We start from the raw sequence: 16,195 nt of genomic DNA on the forward strand, positions 1-16,195 counted from the left end.
CTCGCACCCGCGGACAGCCATGACGGCCTCCTTCCACCCGCATATCGGGAGAGACGGCCTCATGTCCTATACGACCGAAAACATCCGCAACGTGGCCCTGGCAGGCCACCCCGGCGCCGGCAAAACAATGCTCTTCGAAGCCCTGCTGCATGCCGGCGGCGCGATCCAGACGGCAGGCAGCATCGAGCGCGGCACGACGGTGTCCGATTTCGACCCGATCGAAAAGGAACGCGGCCACTCGATCGATGCAGCGATCGCAAGCATCGACACCGCCAGCGACAACGCGCCGGTGCACGTCAATCTCCTCGACACGCCCGGTTATCCGGATTTCCGCGGGCCCACGCTCTCCACGCTCGCCGCGGTGGAAACCGTCGCGATCGTGTGCGACGCCGGCGCCGGCGTGGAATACGGCACGCGCCGCATGATGGAGTACGCCAAGGCGCGCAACCTGTGCCGCGTCATCATCGTCAACAAGATCGACCACGCCGAAGCCAACAACGCGCGCCTGCTCGAAGCGCTGCGCGAAGCCTTCGGCCCCGAAGTCCTTCCGCTCAACCTGCCCGCCGATGGCGGCACGCGCGTGGTGGATTGCTTCGGGTATTCCGGCAAGCTCGGCGAAGGCGACACCGACCTCGGCCCCGTCGCCGAATGGCACCAAAAGATCCTCGACCAGGTCGTCGAAGTGAACGAAACGGTGATGGACCATTACCTCGACCTCGGCGAGGACGGTCTGTCGGGCCAGGAGTTGCACGACGCGTTCGAGCAATGCCTGCGCGAAGGCCACCTGGTGCCCGTGTGCTTCGTCAGCGCGCGCAGCGGCGTGGGCATGGACGACCTGCTGCAGATCACCGGCAAGTTGTTCCCGCATCCGGGCGAAGGCAATCCGCCGAACTTCATCAAGGGGCTCGGCGACGACGCCACGTCGATCGACGCGCAGCCCGATCCGTCGAAACACGTCATCGCCGATGTCTTCAAGATCGTCAACGATCCCTTCGTCGGCAAGCTCGGGATCTTCCGCGTCTATCAGGGCACGGTGAAAAAGGATTCGCAGTTGTTCATCGACGACGGCAAGAAGCCGTTCAAGGTCGCGCACTTGTTCAAGATCAAGGGCAAGGACCACGTCGAAGTCGCGCAGGCGGTGCCCGGCGACATCGCGGCGGTCGCCAAGATCGACGACCTGCACCTGGACGCGGTGCTGCACGATTCCCACGACGAGGACCAGATCCACCTGGCGCCGGGCGCATTCCCGAAGCCGATGTTCGGCCTGGCGGTGGAAGCCGCGCACAAGGGGCAGGAGCAGAAGCTCTCCACCGCGCTGCACAAGTTGGCCGAAGAAGATCCGGCCTTCGCCGTCGAACATCATGGCGAACTCAACGAAACCGTCGTGCGTGGCCTGTCGGACCTGCACCTGCGCGTGATGTTGCAGCGCCTGAAGGACAAGCACGGCGTGGAAGTCAAGACGCGCCCGCCGCGTATCGCGTATCGCGAAACCGTGAGCGGGAACGCCGAAGGTCACTATCGCCACAAGAAACAGACCGGCGGCGCGGGCCAGTTCGGCGAAGTGTTCCTGCGCATCGAACCCTTGCCGCGCGGTGCGGGTTTCGAATTCGTCGATGAAGTCAAAGGCGGCACGATCCCCGGCCAATTCATGCCCGCGGTGGAAAAAGGCGTGCGGCAGGTGCTCGGCGCCGGCGCGGTCGCGGGCTATCCGTTGCAGGATGTGCGCGTGGTCGTCTACGACGGCAAGCACCACAGCGTGGACAGCAAGGAAGTGGCGTTCGTCGCCGCGGGCAAGAAGGCGTTCCTGGATGCGATCGCGAAGGCGCGCCCGCAGGTGCTCGAACCCATCGTCGACCTGGAGGTCGCCGCGCCCGAGCAGCACATGGGCGACATCAGCGGCGGCTTGTCGTCCAAGCGCGCGCGCATCAGCGGCACCGATTCGCTGCGCGGCGGCGAGATCGTCATCCGGGCGCAGGTGCCGCTTTCGGAACTGGAAGGCTACGCCGCGGAGCTGAAATCGGTGACCGCCGGCCGCGGTCGCTACGCGCTGGACTTCAGCCATTACGAGCCGGTTCCGGCGCAGGTGCAATCACGCCTGGTGGAAGCCTTCAAGCCACGGATCGAAGAGGATTGACCGGCCAAACAAGCCCCGCTCGTCCGCGCGATGAAAAAAAGCCCGAAAAAAACCGCCTCCGGGGCTTGGCGGCAACGCGGGCATGCCCTACATTCCGCTGGCCGAGGGGGACAACCAGGCATTCCATCAACTCACACAAGAGTCATCAGGACACATATGGCGAAGAAGAAAGCCGCATCGAAGAAGGCCGCTCCGAAGTCCGCTGCCAAGTCGGCCGCGCCGAAGCCGATCAAGGAAGCGCTGGGCAAGTCGGGTCTGGTTGCGCACATTTCCGAACAGACGGGCGTCGCGCCGCGCGACGTGCGCGCCGTGATGTCGTCGCTGGAAGGCGCCGTGCACGGTTCGGTCAGCAAGAAGGGCGCGGGTGCGTTCACCCTGCCGGGCCTGCTGAAGATCACCGTCGTCAACGTTCCGGCCAAGCCGAAGCGCAAGGGCATCAACCCGTTCACCAAGGAAGAGCAGTGGTTCGCCGCCAAGCCGGCCACCGTCAAGGTGAAGGTGCGCCCGCTGAAGAAGCTCAAGGACGCGGCCGCCTGAGGCGCCTGACCAAGGCTTCATGAAAGACGCCCGGCTTGTCCGGGCGTTTTTTTTGCCTGGCGGCGGTGGGTCGACGATTCACGTGCGGTGGCGCACGCTGCGCGCATCGCTCGATGGAGAACCGCCGGATGCGCCGCCCCGCCCTCGCCTTCGCTTTGTTTGCCGCCACCTTCGCCGCCGCGCTGACGGCCTGTACGACGATCAGTGCCCTGGTGGGCAACCAGGTCTCGTTTACCGAACCACAGTTGCAGCGCTACCTGGATCGGCAATTCCCGCGCGACTACGAGAAGCTCGGCGGCCTGGTCACGCTGCGCGTGATGCACCCGCGGCTGACGATCCCGCAGAACAGCAATCGCCTGCAGATGGATTTCGACGTCGGCTTCGGCGGGCTCGGGATGAATACCGAAACGACAGCCGGGCACTTCGCGCTGCAAAGCGGGTTGCGATTCGATCCGTCGACGCGCGGCCTGCACCTGGTGAACCCGGAACTGATCGACGTCGACGTCCCGGCGCTCGGCGGCGCCATGACCGCGCCGGCCCGCAGCGCGATCAACACCTGGCTCGTGGACTACGCAAAGCAGGAACCGGTCTACCGTCTCGACGATAATGCGTGGGGGACGCTGGCCGGGCGCCGCATCGGGGAAACCACGATCGGCGACGGCAAGATCGTCCTGCACCTCGACCAATAGCCTTCGGACCTTCCATGCCGCGCGTTAGCCTGATGTCGTTGTCGCTCCTCGCCGCCTTGTCGATCGCGGCGTGCAGCAAGGAGCCTGAAGGCGTCGCGCGCCGCCCCGACGGTAGCGCAATGGATCCCTTGCCCACGCCCGAAGGCGCGCGTGGTTCCGTCACCGGCATGCCGACCACGCCCGGCCCGGGGCAGCCCGACGACAACGCGAGCATCGCGGCGGAAGAGGACATCGCGATCGACGAGTCGGACCTCGCGGAAAACGACGACACCGCGAGCGAAGAGGGCGCCGCGACCGACGCCGAGCCCACGTCCGACGACGCCGTGCAGGCGATCCAGCAGTACTACGACGCGATCCGTTCGAAGAATTACCCCAGCGCCTACGCGTTGTGGAGCGACGGCGGCCGCGCGAGCGGGCAGACGCCGGAGCAGTTCGCCGCGGGCTTCGCCGATACGACCGATGTCCTGGTGACGCTCGATGCGCCCGCGCGCCTGGAAGGCGCGATGGGATCGCGCTACATCGAAGTGCCGGTTTCGGTGGAAGCCACCGCGCGCGATGGCAAGGTGCGCCGCTTCGTCGGTGCGTACACGCTGCGCCGTTCGGTGGTCGATGGCGCCACGCCCGACCAGCGTGCGTGGCGCATTTCTTCGGCGGACCTGCGCGAACTCGCGCAGTAACCCTTACAGCTCGAAGCGGTAGCTGAGCTTCACGACCAGCTGCTCGTCGTCGCGCAGCGAGAACGCGTCGGTGAGCGCGTCCTGCGAACGCTGCGAGTATTCGTTGAACAGATCGCCGCCGCGCCCGTAGACGACGTAGAAATACGACAGCGGCTTGAACTCCCAGCGATAGCGCACCTGGAAGCCCAGGTTGCTCAGGCTGAAATCCTGGACGGGATCATCGGTCGGGACCGGCGTGCCGTCGGCCGACGCGCGATACGCCTGGCGCAGATCCGCATCCAGTCCGAGGGCCTGCATCTTGACGCGGATCTCGTGCTGGTTGCCGATGTTCCAGTTCACGCCGAAGTCGAGCTGCTGCGCGTGCTCGTCGAACGAGCCCACGAGATTCTCGCCCTGCCAGACCACCCACTGCGGCGTGCTCTCGGCGAACAGGATCGTGTACACGCTGAAGGAATCGTTGATGTAGTACGTCGGCTGGAATTGCGTATTCCACCCGACGCGACGCTCGTTGGATTCGTCGCCGATGCCGTAGTTGCTCAGGCCGAAGTTGCCGTAGAACTCCCAGTCGCCCTTGCGCGGACGCGAGCGTTCGATGAACGCGTTGAAGTTCGGCGGGATGCGCAGGATGCCGTTGCCGCGCAGCACGCGGTCGTCGTAGCCGAAGCTGTTGACGTTGATCTGCTGGTAGCCGCTGCCGCCGTTCTTGAACTGGTCCTGGCGGCTGAGGCGGAACTGCTCCGACAGGTTCAGGCCATGGTCGTTGTACGTCGCGCTGACGCGGCCGCGCCAATCCTTCGAGGAGTAGCGCGAGTCCTTCGGCAGGTCGGTGATGCGCTTCTTGACCTCGTAGTGCAGGTAATTGAGGTTCGGGCGCGAGAGGAAGCCGAAGTCGTTGATCTGCAAATCGCCGCTGAAGTGCATGCCGAGCAGCTGCTGGCGCCAGCCGTGGTCCATCTCGTAATCGATGATGGTGGTGAAGCCGTCGCCCTTGCCTGCGCGGCCGAGGTCGCGGCTGCCGAGCGCGCCTTCGTCGATGTCGCTGAAGATCAGGCGGTTCTGGATGTTCCACTTCTGGTTCGGGCGCCAGTTCTGGTCGAAGCCGACCACCGTCGCCGTGCGGTCGTAATACGGGCGGTCGACCTGCGTGACCATCATGCCGACGTTCTGCTTGGCGAAGTCGTGCGACAGGCGCAACGCGGAGAACGTGCGGCCCGCTTCATCGGCTTCGTCGGCGATGAGCACGCCGTACTTGGTCGCGCCGAAGCTGCCGTTGGCCTTCACCGCGGCGGTGATGTCGCCCGCGCCGCTGCCGTCGTCGGCGTTGCCGCCCACGCGGCGCGTGTAGACGAGCTGGCTGAAGTCCGACGGCGTGGTGAATTCGAACGGGCCCTGGTTCTCGGTGAAGAACGGGCGCTTGTCGCTGAAGAAGGTTTCGTTCGCGCCGAAGTTGACGACGATGTCGTCGCTCTCGACCTGGCCGAAGTCGGGGTTGAGCGTCGCGGTCAGTTGGAACTGGCCGTTGGGCTTCCAGAAGATGTCGGCGCCCGCGTCGAAGTTGTTGTCCTTCGCAATGTTGTCGTACAGCCCCGACACATACGGCGTGATCGCGATCAGCGCCTGGTTGTAGACGGGCAACTCGATCGGCGTGAAGTCCGACAAGAAGCGCGGGCGCTCGAAACTCGCCGCCGGCCACGCACTGCGTTCGCCGGTGCTGCCGATCACGCGATCCAGGTAGATCCGGAACGTGCGCTTGCCGTCCTTGCCCTTGGCCATCGGCGCGATGTACCAGGGGATCAGCATTTCGCTGTACCAACCGGTCTCGTCTTCGCTCGCGGCGTGTTGCCAGTTGCCGTCCCAGTCGGTCGAGAAGCGGTTCTCGTTGGTGATGACCGCATCGTTGATGCCGTCGGTCGAGGTCACCATGAAGTTGTAGCCGGTGCGACCGTCGCCGTCGAAGTCGATCATGAGGTTGTTGCGGTCGACCTGCGCCTGCTCGTCGCGGCGGATCTTCTGGCGGTTGCGCGGGATGGACGCCGGCTGCACGTTGCGGAAACCGATCGCCAGGCCTTCGGGCGTGGCGAGCACCCACGCTTCGGTCACCTGCGAACCGGGCGCGCCGGTGAGCGGTTGGGTGATGCGGAAGTCGGTGATGTGTTGCGCACCTTGCCACTCGGCCGGATCGATCTTGCCGTCGACCGTGATGGCCAAGGCCTGTCCCGAGAGCGCGAGCAGGATTGCGGCGGTCAGCGTTGCGGCGGGCAAGCGGCTGCGCATGGGGAGGGACATCCGAGTCGTGGAAGATGCGCGCAGGCTATTCACGCGGGACGCGCGCGCCGCGTCCCGAGAGTCATGCAAACCTTTTCCCTACTCCGGGCATCGTGCCCTTTGGGGTGGTGGCTCAGCGCTTGGGCTTGAGCATCGTCCCCGTGCACTTCTTCGACCCGCAATGGCAGGCCCAGATCTTCTTCAGGCGGGCCGTGTGGGCCTCGTCCAGGGTGATGCCGTAGTCGTAGGTCAGCTCTTCGCCCGGCTTGATGGCGCGGATGGCCTCGATGAATACGCGATCCTTGCGGCGGTCGTCGCCGTCGGCTTCGTCCAGCACGGCTTCGCAATTGGGATCGCAACTGTGGTTGATCCAGCGCGCGGTGCCGCCGCCATGGTTGGCGTCGATCACGTACTCGTCGTTGAGCGTGAACAAGAACGTGTGGCCGCTCTCGATGTCGCCGGTGGTGTCGTTGTCGACTTCTTCGTGGGTACGGCGCTGGCCCTTGTATTCGATCAGGCGTTCGCCCTTCTTGAGGGCGGCCGCGGCGAACACGCCGTTGCCATGGATCTGCGAACGACGGGCGATGATCTTGCGGGGCATGCAGGCATCCGAACGAGGAAAGATGCGGATTGTGCGGGTTCCTCGGTGAAGTCGCCATCTTCGTGGCCGTTCGGATTCGCGGCGCGCGTATTCACCGGTTCCATCCAAGTACCGACCCCCACCGATGCGCGTTTCGAACCTCATGATTCCCGCCGCCCTCGTCCTCGCGATGGCTGCGTGCAAGCCCGCCGCCAATGACGCGAAGACCGATGCCGCAGTCGCGACCCCGCACCCGTCCGCCATGCCCGTCGCATTGACCGATGCGCAATTGATCGAGCGCGGCGACTACATCGTGCGCATCGCCGGCTGCAACGATTGCCACACGCCGGGCTATCCGGAGAGCGGCGGCAAGGTGCCGAAGGCGCAATGGCTGGTCGGCACGCGCCTGGGCTGGAACGGCCCGTGGGGCACGACCTACCCCGCCAACCTGCGCCTGAAAGCCGCCGACATGGACGATGCGAAATGGCTGGCCTACACCGCCACGCTGCACACGCGCCCGCCGATGCCCGACTTCGCGGTGCGCGACATGAGCGAACAGGACCGCCTGGCGATCCTGCGCTTCGTGAAGTCGCTGGGCGCGGGCGGCGAACCGGCCCCGGCCTACCTGCCGCCGGGGGAGAAGCCGCCGGTGCCGTTTGTTGAATTCAATCTTCCGCCGCCGCCTGCGGCGGCTGGTGCGGCTCAGGCCAAGCCTGCTTCTGCGGGCTGAAACGGGGGCTCCAGACTTAACCCCTCCCCAACCCTCCCCTGCCTTCGCGGGGGAGGGAGCGCCCCTTCGCGCACGTGGGAGTTGGACCGGCGGCCGGTAAAACGTACAATTTCAGTCCGTTTTACAGGTCGCCCTGCCCATGCTGCGGGTTACGAAACTCACCGACTACGCCACCGTCGTGCTGACGGTGCTCGCTGCCGCGCCCGAGCGCGTGCACAGCGCGGCCGAGCTTGCCGAACGCGCGGGCCTGGAAGTCACCACCGTCGCCAAGCTGCTCAAGCCGCTGGCGCAGGCCGGCCTCGTCGCCGGTTTCCGCGGCGCGCACGGCGGCTATCGCCTCGCGCGCGAAGCCCGCGCCATCTCGCTGGTCGACATCGTCGAAGCGATGGAAGGCCCGCTCGGCATGACCGAATGCAGCCTGCACGAAAGCAACTGCGGCATCGAATCCTCCTGCGGCGTGCGCGCGAACTGGCGCCGCATCAACGACGTCGTCGCCGACGCGCTGCGTGAAGTCTCGCTCGCCGACATGCTCTCCCCCACTCCCATCAAGTCGCGCCGTTCGATTCCCGCCACGTTGGCGACGGCGTGAGGCTGCCATGAACCACGAAAGCAACGCCGAAATCCTCGAACAGCTCGGCCGTCGTTACGACGCCGGCTTCGTCACCGACATCGAATCCGACGCACTGCCGCCGGGTTTGTCGGAAGACACCATTCGCTTTTTGTCCGCGAAGAAGGACGAACCGGAGTGGATGTTGCAGTGGCGCCTGTCCGCGTATCGCCATTGGTTGACGATGCCGATGCCGAACTGGGCGAAGCTCGACATCGCGCCGATCGACTTCCAGGCCATCAGCTACTACTCCGCGCCGAAGGCCAAGTACGCCTCGCTCGACGAAGTGCCGCAGGAACTGCTCGACACCTACGAAAAGCTCGGCGTGCCGCTGCACGAGCGCGCAAAGCTCGCGGGCGTGGCCGTCGACGCGGTGTTCGACTCGGTCTCCGTGGGCACGACCTTCCGCAAGGAACTCGCCGAGAAAGGCATCGTCTTCTGCTCGATGTCCGAAGCGATACGCGAACATCCCGAGCTGGTGATGCAGTATCTCGGCAGCGTCGTGCCGACCGGCGACAACTATTTCGCCGCGCTCAATTCGGCCGTGTTCTCCGATGGCAGCTTCGTGTTCATTCCCAAGGGCGTGCGTTGCCCGATGGAATTGAGCACGTACTTCCGCATCAACGCGGTGAACACCGGACAGTTCGAACGCACGCTGATCATCGCCGAAGACAAGAGTTACGTCTCGTACCTGGAAGGCTGCACCGCGCCGATGCGCGACGAGAACCAGCTGCACGCAGCGGTCGTCGAACTCGTCGCGCTCGAAGACGCCGAGATCAAGTACAGCACCGTGCAGAACTGGTACCCGGGTGACGAAGAAGGTCGCGGCGGCATCTACAACTTCGTGACCAAGCGCGCCGAGTGCCGGGGCGCGCGTTCGAAGGTCTCGTGGACGCAGGTCGAGACCGGTTCGGCGATCACGTGGAAGTACCCGAGCTGCGTGCTGCTCGGTGACGACTCGGTCGGCGAGTTCCACAGCGTCGCGCTGACGCACCATCGCCAGCAGGCCGACACCGGCACGAAGATGATCCACGTCGGCAAGCGCACGAAGTCGAAGATCGTCAGCAAGGGCATCAGCGCCGGTCGCGGGCAGAACGCGTATCGCGGCCTGGTCAAGGTGGAACGCAGCGCCGAAGGCGCACGCAACCACACGCAGTGCGACTCGCTGTTGATCGGCAAGAAGTGCGGTGCGCACACGCATCCGTACATCGAAGTGAAGCACCCGACCGCGATCGTCGAGCACGAAGCGACGACCTCGAAGATCAGCGACGACCAGCTGTTCTACTGCCGCAGCCGCGGCATTACCGAAGAAGACGCCGTGTCGATGATCGTCGACGGCTTCTGCAAGAGCGTGTTCCGCGAACTGCCGATGGAGTTCGCGGTGGAAGCCAAGAAGCTCCTCGAGGTTTCGCTCGAAGGCGCAGTCGGCTGACCGAACAGGACAACCCCACACATGTTGAAGATCGACAACCTCCACGTCCGCGTCGCCGGGCGCGACATCCTCAAGGGCCTCTCGCTGGACGTGGCGCCCGGACAGGTGCACGCCATCATGGGTCCCAATGGCGCGGGCAAGTCCACGCTGGCCAACGTGCTCGCCGGGCGCGACGGGTATGACATCGTCGAGGGCGCCGTCACGTTCGGCGGCCAGGACCTGCTGTCGCAGGAACCGGAAGAACGCGCCGCGGCCGGCGTGTTCCTCGCGTTCCAGTACCCGGTCGAGATCCCGGGCGTGAACAACACCTACTTCCTGCGCTCGGCGCTCAACGCGCAGCGCAAGGCGCGCGGCGAGCCCGAACTGGATTCGATGCAGTTCCTCAAGCTCGTGCGCGAAAAGCTCGCCGTGCTGCACCTGAAGGACGAGCTGCTGCATCGCGGCGTCAACGAAGGCTTCAGCGGCGGCGAGAAGAAGCGCAACGAGATCTTCCAGCTCGCCGTGCTCGAACCGAAGCTCGCGATCCTCGATGAAACCGACTCGGGCCTGGACATCGATGCGCTGCGCAATGTCGCCGACGGCGTGAACGCGCTGCGCTCGCCGGATCGCGCGTTCCTGGTGATCACGCATTACCAGCGCCTGCTCGATTACATCAAGCCGGACGTGGTGCATGTGCTCGCCGATGGCCGCATCGTCGAATCGGGCGGTCCGGAACTGGCGCTCGAACTCGAGCAACACGGTTATTCGTGGGTCGCCGATCGCAAGGCGCCGGAGGCCGCTGCCTGATGAGCGCGTTGCTGGAATCGTTGGCTCGCGGTTTTGAAGGCGACGACGCGCGTCGCGCGACGCTCGATGCCGCGCTGCGCGACGGGCTGCCGAAGCCGCGCAGCGAGGCGTGGAAGTACACGTCGTTGCGTGCGCTGGAGCGCCGCGAGTTCGCGCCTGCGCAGGCTGGCGCGATCGATCCGGCGTTGCTTGCCGGCATCGACGGACCGCGTCTGGTGTTCGTCAATGGCGTGTTCGATGCGGGTCTCTCATCGCGCGATGCGCTTCCGAATGGCGTGACGCTGGAGGCCGGTTCGATCGCCGAGCCGGTCGATGTCGGCGGGCCGGATCGCGTCTTCGCTTCGCTCAATCTCGCATTGGCGACCACGGGTGCGATCGTTCGCGTGGCTGCCGATGCGCAGGTCGATGCGCTGGTGCATCTCGTGTTCGTCGGCGTCGCCGCCGCGCAGGACCAGGCGTGGCATCTGCGGCATGCCATCGACGTGGCCGAAGGCGCGTCGGTGCGAATCGTCGAACATCACCTTGCTTCCGGCGCACATGCGCATCTGTCGAACAGCATCGCGACCGTGCGCGTCGCACGGGGCGCAACGTTGACGCATGTGCGGGTGCAGGATGAATCGGCGGGCGCGACCTTGTTCGCGCGCACGGAGGCGTCGCTGGAAGGTGATGCGCTCTATCGCCGCCTCGACCTCGAGCTCGGTGGCGCGCTGTCGCGACACGAATTCGGCTGCCGGCTGATCGGCGCCAATGCGAACGTGCAAGCCGACGGCGTTCTGCTCGGCACCGGCCGCCGCCACATCGACACGCGTTTGAACATCGACCACGTCGCCGGCGACACGCGTTGCGATCTCAAGTGGCGCGGCCTCGCGACCGATCGCAGCCGCGCCGTCCTGCACGGCGGTATCCTCATTCGCGCTGGTGCGGACGGCAGCAACGCCGCGTTGTCCAGTCGCAACCTGCTGCTCAGCGAGAACGCGGAAATCGACGCGCAGCCCGTGCTCGAAATCCACGCCGACGAAGTGCAGGCCGCGCACGGCGCGTCGGTCGGCGGCCTCGATCCGAATGCGTTGTTCTACCTGCGTTCGCGCGGCCTGCCCGAAGCCGATGCGCGTCGCCTGCTCACCGCGGCGTTCTGCCGTGACGTGCTCATCGGCCTCGACGAAGCGCTGCGTCCGTTCGCGGAGACCGCGCTCGATCGCGCCCTCGCCGCCCTGGAGCGCACCGCATGAGCACCGTCGCACCGGTCGTCGACATCGACTGGGCCCGCATTCGCGCGGACTTCCCGCTCCTGCGCCGCGAAGTCCACGGCAAGCCGTTGATCTATTTCGATTCGGCGAACACCGGGCAGAAGCCGGCGTGCGTGATCGAAAAAGTCGATGCGTTCTATCGCAACCACAACGCCAACGTCAGCCGCGCGGTGCATGCGCTCGGCAGCGAGGCGACGGAAGCCTATGAAGCCACGCGCGTGCGTCTGGCCAAGCATCTGAATGTCGCCAGCGAAGACCTCGTGCTCACCAGCGGCACCACGTTCGCGATCAACCTCGTCGCATATTCGTGGGGCCTGCCGCGCCTGAAGGCCGGCGACGTCGTCCTGCTCACGCGCATGGAGCACCACGCGAACATCGTGCCGTGGCAGCTGATCTGCGAACGCACGGGCGCGACGATCCGCGTGGCGGACCTGCATCCCGACGGCTCGCTGGATCTCGACGCGCTGTACGCGGCGATGACGCCCGAAGTGAAGCTGCTCGGCGTCGCGCACGTCTCGAACGTGCTCGGCACGATCAATCCGGTCGCGGCCATCTGCAAGGAAGCCCGCAAGCGCGGGATCACGAGCGTCGTCGACGGCTCGCAGGCGCTGCCGCACATGGCGGTGGACATCGCCGCGATCGGTTGCGACTTCTACGCCTTCACCGGCCACAAGATGTGCGGACCGACCGGCACGGGCGCCTTGTGGGCGCGTCGGGAACTGCTCGCCTCGATGCCGCCCTTCCTCGGCGGCGGCGAGATGATCAAGGAAGTGCGCTACGACGGCACGGTCTTCGCCGATCCGCCGCATCGTTTCGAAGCGGGCACGCCGAACATCGCGGGCCACGTGGGCCTGGGCGCGGCCGTCACGTATCTCGACGACATCGGCATGGATGCGATCTCCGCGCGCGAAGCCACACTGCTCGCGCACCTGACCGAAGAAATGACGGCGATCGACGGCGTGCGCATCATCGGTACGGCGCAGCGCAAGGCCGCGGTCGTGTCGTTCCTCGTCGAAGGCGCGCATGCGCACGACCTCGCCACGCTGCTCGACCTCGAAGGCGTCGCGGTGCGCTCCGGCCACCATTGCGCGCATCCGCTGATGGCCTTCTACGGCGTGCCGGCCACGTGCCGCGCCTCGCTCGCGTTCTACAACACGCACGACGAAATCGAAGCCTTCGCAGCCGCCCTGCGCAAGGTGCGGCGCCTGCTCGGCTAGACTGTGCCCCCTGTGAAATCCGGGACTGCGCAGCACATGGGCGAACTGCACTTCCGCGCGGCCGGCGTCGAAGATCTCGACGCGTTGGTCGCGCTCGTCACCTCGGCCTATCGCGGCGATGCGAGCCGCGTGGGCTGGACCACCGAAGCCGACTTCCTCGACGGCGCACGCATCGATGTCGACGTGTTGCGCGAAGACATCACGCGCGACCGCAGCCGCGTGCTCGTCGCCGAACGCGACGGCGCGCTGCTCGCCTGCGCGCACGTGTGCGAAGAAGGCGGCGCGGGTTACTTCGGCATGTTCTCCGTGCAGCCCGGCATCCAGGGTGGCGGCATCGGCAAGGCGGTGCTCGCCGAAGGCGAACGCATCGCGCGCGACGAATGGGCGCTGCCCACGATGCGCATGACGGTGATCGACATCCGCGACGAACTGATGGCCTTCTACGAACGCCGCGGCTACGTGCGCACCGGCATCAAGAAACCCTTCCCTTACGGGGACACGCGCTTCGGCATTCCGCTGCGCGACGACCTGCGCTTCGAAGTGATGGAGAAGGCGCTGTGACCTGGGTGCGGGTGTGCGCGACGTCGGAGATCCTGCCCGGCGAATCGAAGGTCGCCTGGGACGGCGACACGCCCATCGTCGTCTTCAACTACGACGGCGACTTCTACGCACTCGAAGACCGCTGCTCGCACGAAGATTTCGACCTCTCCTCCGGCCCGTACGACGGCGAGGAAGCGACGATCGAATGCGTATTGCACGGTTCGAAGTTCGACGTGCGCGATGGCCGTGCGCTCAACGCGCCCGCCTATGCGCCGGTGCGCAAGTTCCCGGTGAAGGTCGAAGACGGGGCGGTCTGGACCCGCGACGACACCTGATTTCCCGGCCTTTCCAGCGGGTTTCGCGACCGCTGATCGGCCCTTGATGCAATTCGTTTGCATTTGCGAATGGCTCGCATTTAACATGGCGCCCGCCGCGGCCCCCCACGCCGCACCGACAATCCTGAGGACGTCATGCCCCACGCCGCTTTCCGCGCGACGCCGCTTGCGCTCGCGCTTGCCACCGTCATTGCCACCCCCGCCGCCTTCGCCGCCGAGACCCCCGAGCAGTCGAAGAAGGCCTCCGACCTGGACAAGGTCGAAGTGGTGGGCAAGTACGTGGAGAAGCCGGCGTCGGTGAAGTACACCGAGCAACTGCGCGACACGCCGCAGACGATCACCGTCATCAACCGCGAAGTGATGGACGAGCAGAACCTGCTCGGCCTGCGCGATGCGCTCACCACGCTGCCGGGCATCACCTTCGGCGCGGGCGAAGGCGGCGGCGGCTACGGCGACAGCATCACGCTGCGCGGCTTCAACGCCAACTCCGACATCACCACCGACAACGTGCGCGACAGCGCGCAGTACTCGCGCACCGACTCGTTCAACCTGCAGGCCATCGAATTGGTCAACGGCGCGAACTCGGTGTATTCGGGCGCCGGTTCGGTCGGCGGCAACATCAACCTGGTGAGCAAGGTCGCCGGCGTAGGTGAGTTCACCACCGTGCAACTCGGCGGCGGCACCGACGGCTACGGCCGCGCGACGCTCGACACCAACATGGAAATCGGCGACGGCGCCGCGTTCCGCATCAACGCGATGGCGCACCAGAACGACGCGCCCGGCCGCGACGTCGAAACCTTCGAGCGCTGGGGCATCGCACCGTCGATCGTCTTCGGACTGGGCACGGACACGCGCGTCACGCTGGCCTACTTCCACCAGACCGACAACAACACCCCGCAGTACGGCGTGCCGTACTTCAGCGGCGTGGGCGGCGCGCTCCCGGGCGTGGATCCGTCGAACTACTACGGTTACGCGAACGTCGACTCGCAGGACATCGACGTCGACATGCTCACCGGCGTGATCGAACACGACATCTCCGACAACGCGACGCTGCGCACCCTGGCGCGCGTGCAGCAGGTCGACCAGCTGAGCATCGTGAATCCGCCGCAGGGCACCTGGTGCCTGGCCGGCGGCATCAACCCCGCACCGAACGGTACGTGCGGCACGCTGCTCCCGGGCCAGTACCAGCCGAGCGGCCCGCGCGGCAACTCGCGCGACACCACCAACGGCATCTCGACGCTGCAGTCCGACCTGGTGATGCGCTTCAACACCGGCACGGTCGAGCACGCGATGGTGGCCGGCTTCTCGCTCGCGCGCGAAGACTTCGAACTGGATACCGGCAACCTGCAGCGCAACGCGGACGGGTCCTTGCCCACCCTTCCGGTGATGGACATCTCCAACCCCCACCATTTCTACGACGGCCAGCGCAACTACATCCGCAGCAGCATCAACAACGGCACGCTCGACAACGAAGCGGTGTACGCGTTCGACACGCTGAAGTTCGACGAGCGCTGGATGCTCAACCTCGGCGCACGCTGGGAACACAACGAGGGCGACTCGGTCGTCGACACGTTCAACATCGTCCCCGGCGACCCGGCGTTCGGGACGTCCACGCGCGCGGTGTTCGAAAACTCGGACAACCTGTTCTCGTATCGCGCCAGCGTGCTGTTCAAGCCGGTCGAGGCCGGCACGCTGTACCTGTCGTACTCCAACAGCAAGACGCCCTCGAAGACCTCGGTCAACGGCGCGTGCACCGCGCAGACCTGCAACGTCGATCCGGAAACCGCGGTCAACATCGAACTCGGCGCGAAGTGGGACGTGACCAACGCGCTCGCCGTCACCGGCGCGCTGTTCCGCAACGACCGCCAGAACTTCAAGGTCGCCGACCCGGGCAATCCCGCCAATCCCAGCGGCGAGCAGCAGCTCGACGGCGAAGCGCGCGTGGACGGTGTCTCGCTCGGCGTCGCCGGGCAGATCACGCACGACTGGGCGATCTTCGGCAACGTGACCTGGCTGGACAGCGAAGTGCTGCACGGCGTGTCGGACTACGTTGCCGCCACCACGGGCGATCCGCTCAAGGGCCTGCCGATCAGCGGCACGCCGGAGCGTTCGGGTAGCATCTGGACCACGTACGACCTCGAGCGCTGGACCTTCGGTTACGGCGTGACCTACCAGAGCGACTACGTGTTCTACGGCAACAACCTGGCGACCTCGTTCGGCAACGTGCATGGCTACACGACGCACCGAGCGATGGTCTCCTTCGCCGTGAACGACCAACTGTCCTTCCAGCTCAACGCCAACAACCTGTTCGACAAGGAGTACTACGTGCGCGTGCGCAACAACGGCTGGGCGACGCCGGGCGATGCCCGATCGCTCGTGTTGACCGCGACGTACGCGTTCTAGTCGAACGGGTCCACCG

General features: G+C 65.9%; 15 protein-coding genes. 13 read left to right on the forward strand and 2 right to left on the reverse strand.

Annotated elements, in window-relative coordinates:
- Window positions 1-61: 61 nt before the first annotated feature.
- From fusA to GN331_RS15355, 4 genes are all read left to right on the forward strand, one after another.
- Window positions 62-2,134, forward strand: a complete 2,073-nt coding sequence (gene fusA / locus GN331_RS15340; protein WP_156643157.1) for an elongation factor G — start codon at window positions 62-64, stop codon at window positions 2,132-2,134.
- A gap of 156 nt (window positions 2,135-2,290) precedes the next feature.
- Window positions 2,291-2,671, forward strand: a complete 381-nt coding sequence (locus GN331_RS15345; protein ID WP_156643158.1) for an HU family DNA-binding protein — start codon at window positions 2,291-2,293, stop codon at window positions 2,669-2,671.
- A gap of 128 nt (window positions 2,672-2,799) precedes the next feature.
- On the forward strand, window positions 2,800-3,360 hold the full coding sequence (locus GN331_RS15350) for a DUF1439 domain-containing protein (protein WP_197427181.1): 561 nt from the start codon (window positions 2,800-2,802) through the stop codon (window positions 3,358-3,360).
- A gap of 32 nt (window positions 3,361-3,392) precedes the next feature.
- Complete coding sequence (locus tag GN331_RS15355; RefSeq protein WP_231734534.1) at window positions 3,393-4,037, forward strand: hypothetical protein; 645 nt, start codon at window positions 3,393-3,395, stop codon at window positions 4,035-4,037.
- A 3-nt stretch (window positions 4,038-4,040) separates the two neighbouring features.
- On the opposite strand, the gene GN331_RS15360 is transcribed toward GN331_RS15355, so the two are convergent.
- A complete protein-coding gene (locus GN331_RS15360; RefSeq protein WP_156643161.1) occupies window positions 4,041-6,311 on the reverse strand; it encodes a DUF5916 domain-containing protein in 2,271 nt (756 codons plus the stop codon).
- Between the two features lie 124 nt (window positions 6,312-6,435).
- The gene (locus GN331_RS15365) at window positions 6,436-6,903 is read right to left on the reverse strand and encodes an SET domain-containing protein (protein WP_156643162.1); all 468 of its coding nucleotides are present in this window, start codon (window positions 6,901-6,903) and stop codon (window positions 6,436-6,438) included.
- Between the two features lie 124 nt (window positions 6,904-7,027).
- On the opposite strand from GN331_RS15365, the gene GN331_RS15370 reads away from it, so the two are divergent.
- The 9 genes from GN331_RS15370 to GN331_RS15410 all read left to right on the forward strand — a co-directional run bounded on the left by GN331_RS15370 (window position 7,028) and on the right by GN331_RS15410 (window position 16,179).
- Window positions 7,028-7,612 carry a cytochrome C gene (locus tag GN331_RS15370; RefSeq protein WP_156643163.1) on the forward strand — a complete coding sequence of 195 codons (585 nt, stop codon included), beginning with the start codon at window positions 7,028-7,030 and terminating at the stop codon, window positions 7,610-7,612.
- A gap of 139 nt (window positions 7,613-7,751) precedes the next feature.
- Complete coding sequence (locus GN331_RS15375) at window positions 7,752-8,201, forward strand: SUF system Fe-S cluster assembly regulator (protein WP_156643164.1); 450 nt, start codon at window positions 7,752-7,754, stop codon at window positions 8,199-8,201.
- 7 nt (window positions 8,202-8,208) lie between these two features.
- Window positions 8,209-9,651, forward strand: a complete 1,443-nt coding sequence (gene sufB / locus GN331_RS15380; protein WP_156643165.1) for a Fe-S cluster assembly protein SufB — start codon at window positions 8,209-8,211, stop codon at window positions 9,649-9,651.
- 21 nt (window positions 9,652-9,672) lie between these two features.
- Window positions 9,673-10,437 (forward strand): Fe-S cluster assembly ATPase SufC, encoded by a 765-nt coding sequence (gene sufC, locus GN331_RS15385; protein ID WP_156643166.1) that lies wholly within the window; start codon window positions 9,673-9,675, stop codon window positions 10,435-10,437.
- Complete coding sequence (sufD, locus tag GN331_RS15390; RefSeq protein ID WP_156643167.1) at window positions 10,437-11,666, forward strand: Fe-S cluster assembly protein SufD; 1,230 nt, start codon at window positions 10,437-10,439, stop codon at window positions 11,664-11,666. The genes sufC and sufD overlap by 1 nt, the downstream gene beginning before the upstream one ends.
- Window positions 11,663-12,901, forward strand: coding sequence for a cysteine desulfurase (locus GN331_RS15395; protein WP_156643168.1), 1,239 nt, complete (start codon window positions 11,663-11,665; stop codon window positions 12,899-12,901). Before sufD ends, GN331_RS15395 begins: the two co-directional genes overlap by 4 nt.
- 36 nt (window positions 12,902-12,937) lie before the next feature.
- Window positions 12,938-13,462, forward strand: coding sequence for a GNAT family N-acetyltransferase (locus GN331_RS15400; RefSeq protein WP_156643169.1), 525 nt, complete (start codon window positions 12,938-12,940; stop codon window positions 13,460-13,462).
- Complete coding sequence (locus GN331_RS15405; RefSeq protein ID WP_331713511.1) at window positions 13,459-13,776, forward strand: Rieske (2Fe-2S) protein; 318 nt, start codon at window positions 13,459-13,461, stop codon at window positions 13,774-13,776. The genes GN331_RS15400 and GN331_RS15405 overlap by 4 nt, the downstream gene beginning before the upstream one ends.
- Window positions 13,777-13,911: 135 nt before the next feature.
- The gene (locus GN331_RS15410; protein ID WP_156643170.1) at window positions 13,912-16,179 is read left to right on the forward strand and encodes a TonB-dependent receptor; all 2,268 of its coding nucleotides are present in this window, start codon (window positions 13,912-13,914) and stop codon (window positions 16,177-16,179) included.
- The last annotated feature ends 16 nt before the right edge of the window (window positions 16,180-16,195 follow it).

This window comes from Noviluteimonas gilva (genome assembly GCF_009740395.1).
GTDB lineage: Bacteria > Pseudomonadota > Gammaproteobacteria > Xanthomonadales > Xanthomonadaceae > Noviluteimonas > Noviluteimonas gilva.

Excerpts from the sequence above, each read along its gene's own strand:
- sufC (WP_156643166.1), top strand. The coding sequence starts at position 9,673 with ATGTTGAAGATCGACAACCTCCACGTCCGCGTCGCCGGGCGCGACATC.
- GN331_RS15345 (WP_156643158.1), top strand. The coding sequence starts at position 2,291 with ATGGCGAAGAAGAAAGCCGCATCGAAGAAGGCCGCTCCGAAGTCCGCT.
- GN331_RS15350 (WP_197427181.1), top strand. The coding sequence starts at position 2,800 with ATGCGCCGCCCCGCCCTCGCCTTCGCTTTGTTTGCCGCCACCTTCGCC.
- GN331_RS15365 (WP_156643162.1), bottom strand. The coding sequence starts at position 6,903 with ATGCCCCGCAAGATCATCGCCCGTCGTTCGCAGATCCATGGCAACGGC.
- GN331_RS15360 (WP_156643161.1), bottom strand. The coding sequence starts at position 6,311 with ATGCGCAGCCGCTTGCCCGCCGCAACGCTGACCGCCGCAATCCTGCTC.
- sufD (WP_156643167.1), top strand. The coding sequence starts at position 10,437 with ATGAGCGCGTTGCTGGAATCGTTGGCTCGCGGTTTTGAAGGCGACGAC.
- GN331_RS15395 (WP_156643168.1), top strand. The coding sequence starts at position 11,663 with ATGAGCACCGTCGCACCGGTCGTCGACATCGACTGGGCCCGCATTCGC.
- GN331_RS15410 (WP_156643170.1), top strand. The coding sequence starts at position 13,912 with ATGCCCCACGCCGCTTTCCGCGCGACGCCGCTTGCGCTCGCGCTTGCC.
- GN331_RS15370 (WP_156643163.1), top strand. The coding sequence starts at position 7,028 with ATGCGCGTTTCGAACCTCATGATTCCCGCCGCCCTCGTCCTCGCGATG.
- GN331_RS15400 (WP_156643169.1), top strand. The coding sequence starts at position 12,938 with ATGGGCGAACTGCACTTCCGCGCGGCCGGCGTCGAAGATCTCGACGCG.
- GN331_RS15355 (WP_231734534.1), top strand. The coding sequence starts at position 3,393 with ATGTCGTTGTCGCTCCTCGCCGCCTTGTCGATCGCGGCGTGCAGCAAG.
- fusA (WP_156643157.1), top strand. The coding sequence starts at position 62 with ATGTCCTATACGACCGAAAACATCCGCAACGTGGCCCTGGCAGGCCAC.
- GN331_RS15375 (WP_156643164.1), top strand. The coding sequence starts at position 7,752 with ATGCTGCGGGTTACGAAACTCACCGACTACGCCACCGTCGTGCTGACG.
- sufB (WP_156643165.1), top strand. The coding sequence starts at position 8,209 with ATGAACCACGAAAGCAACGCCGAAATCCTCGAACAGCTCGGCCGTCGT.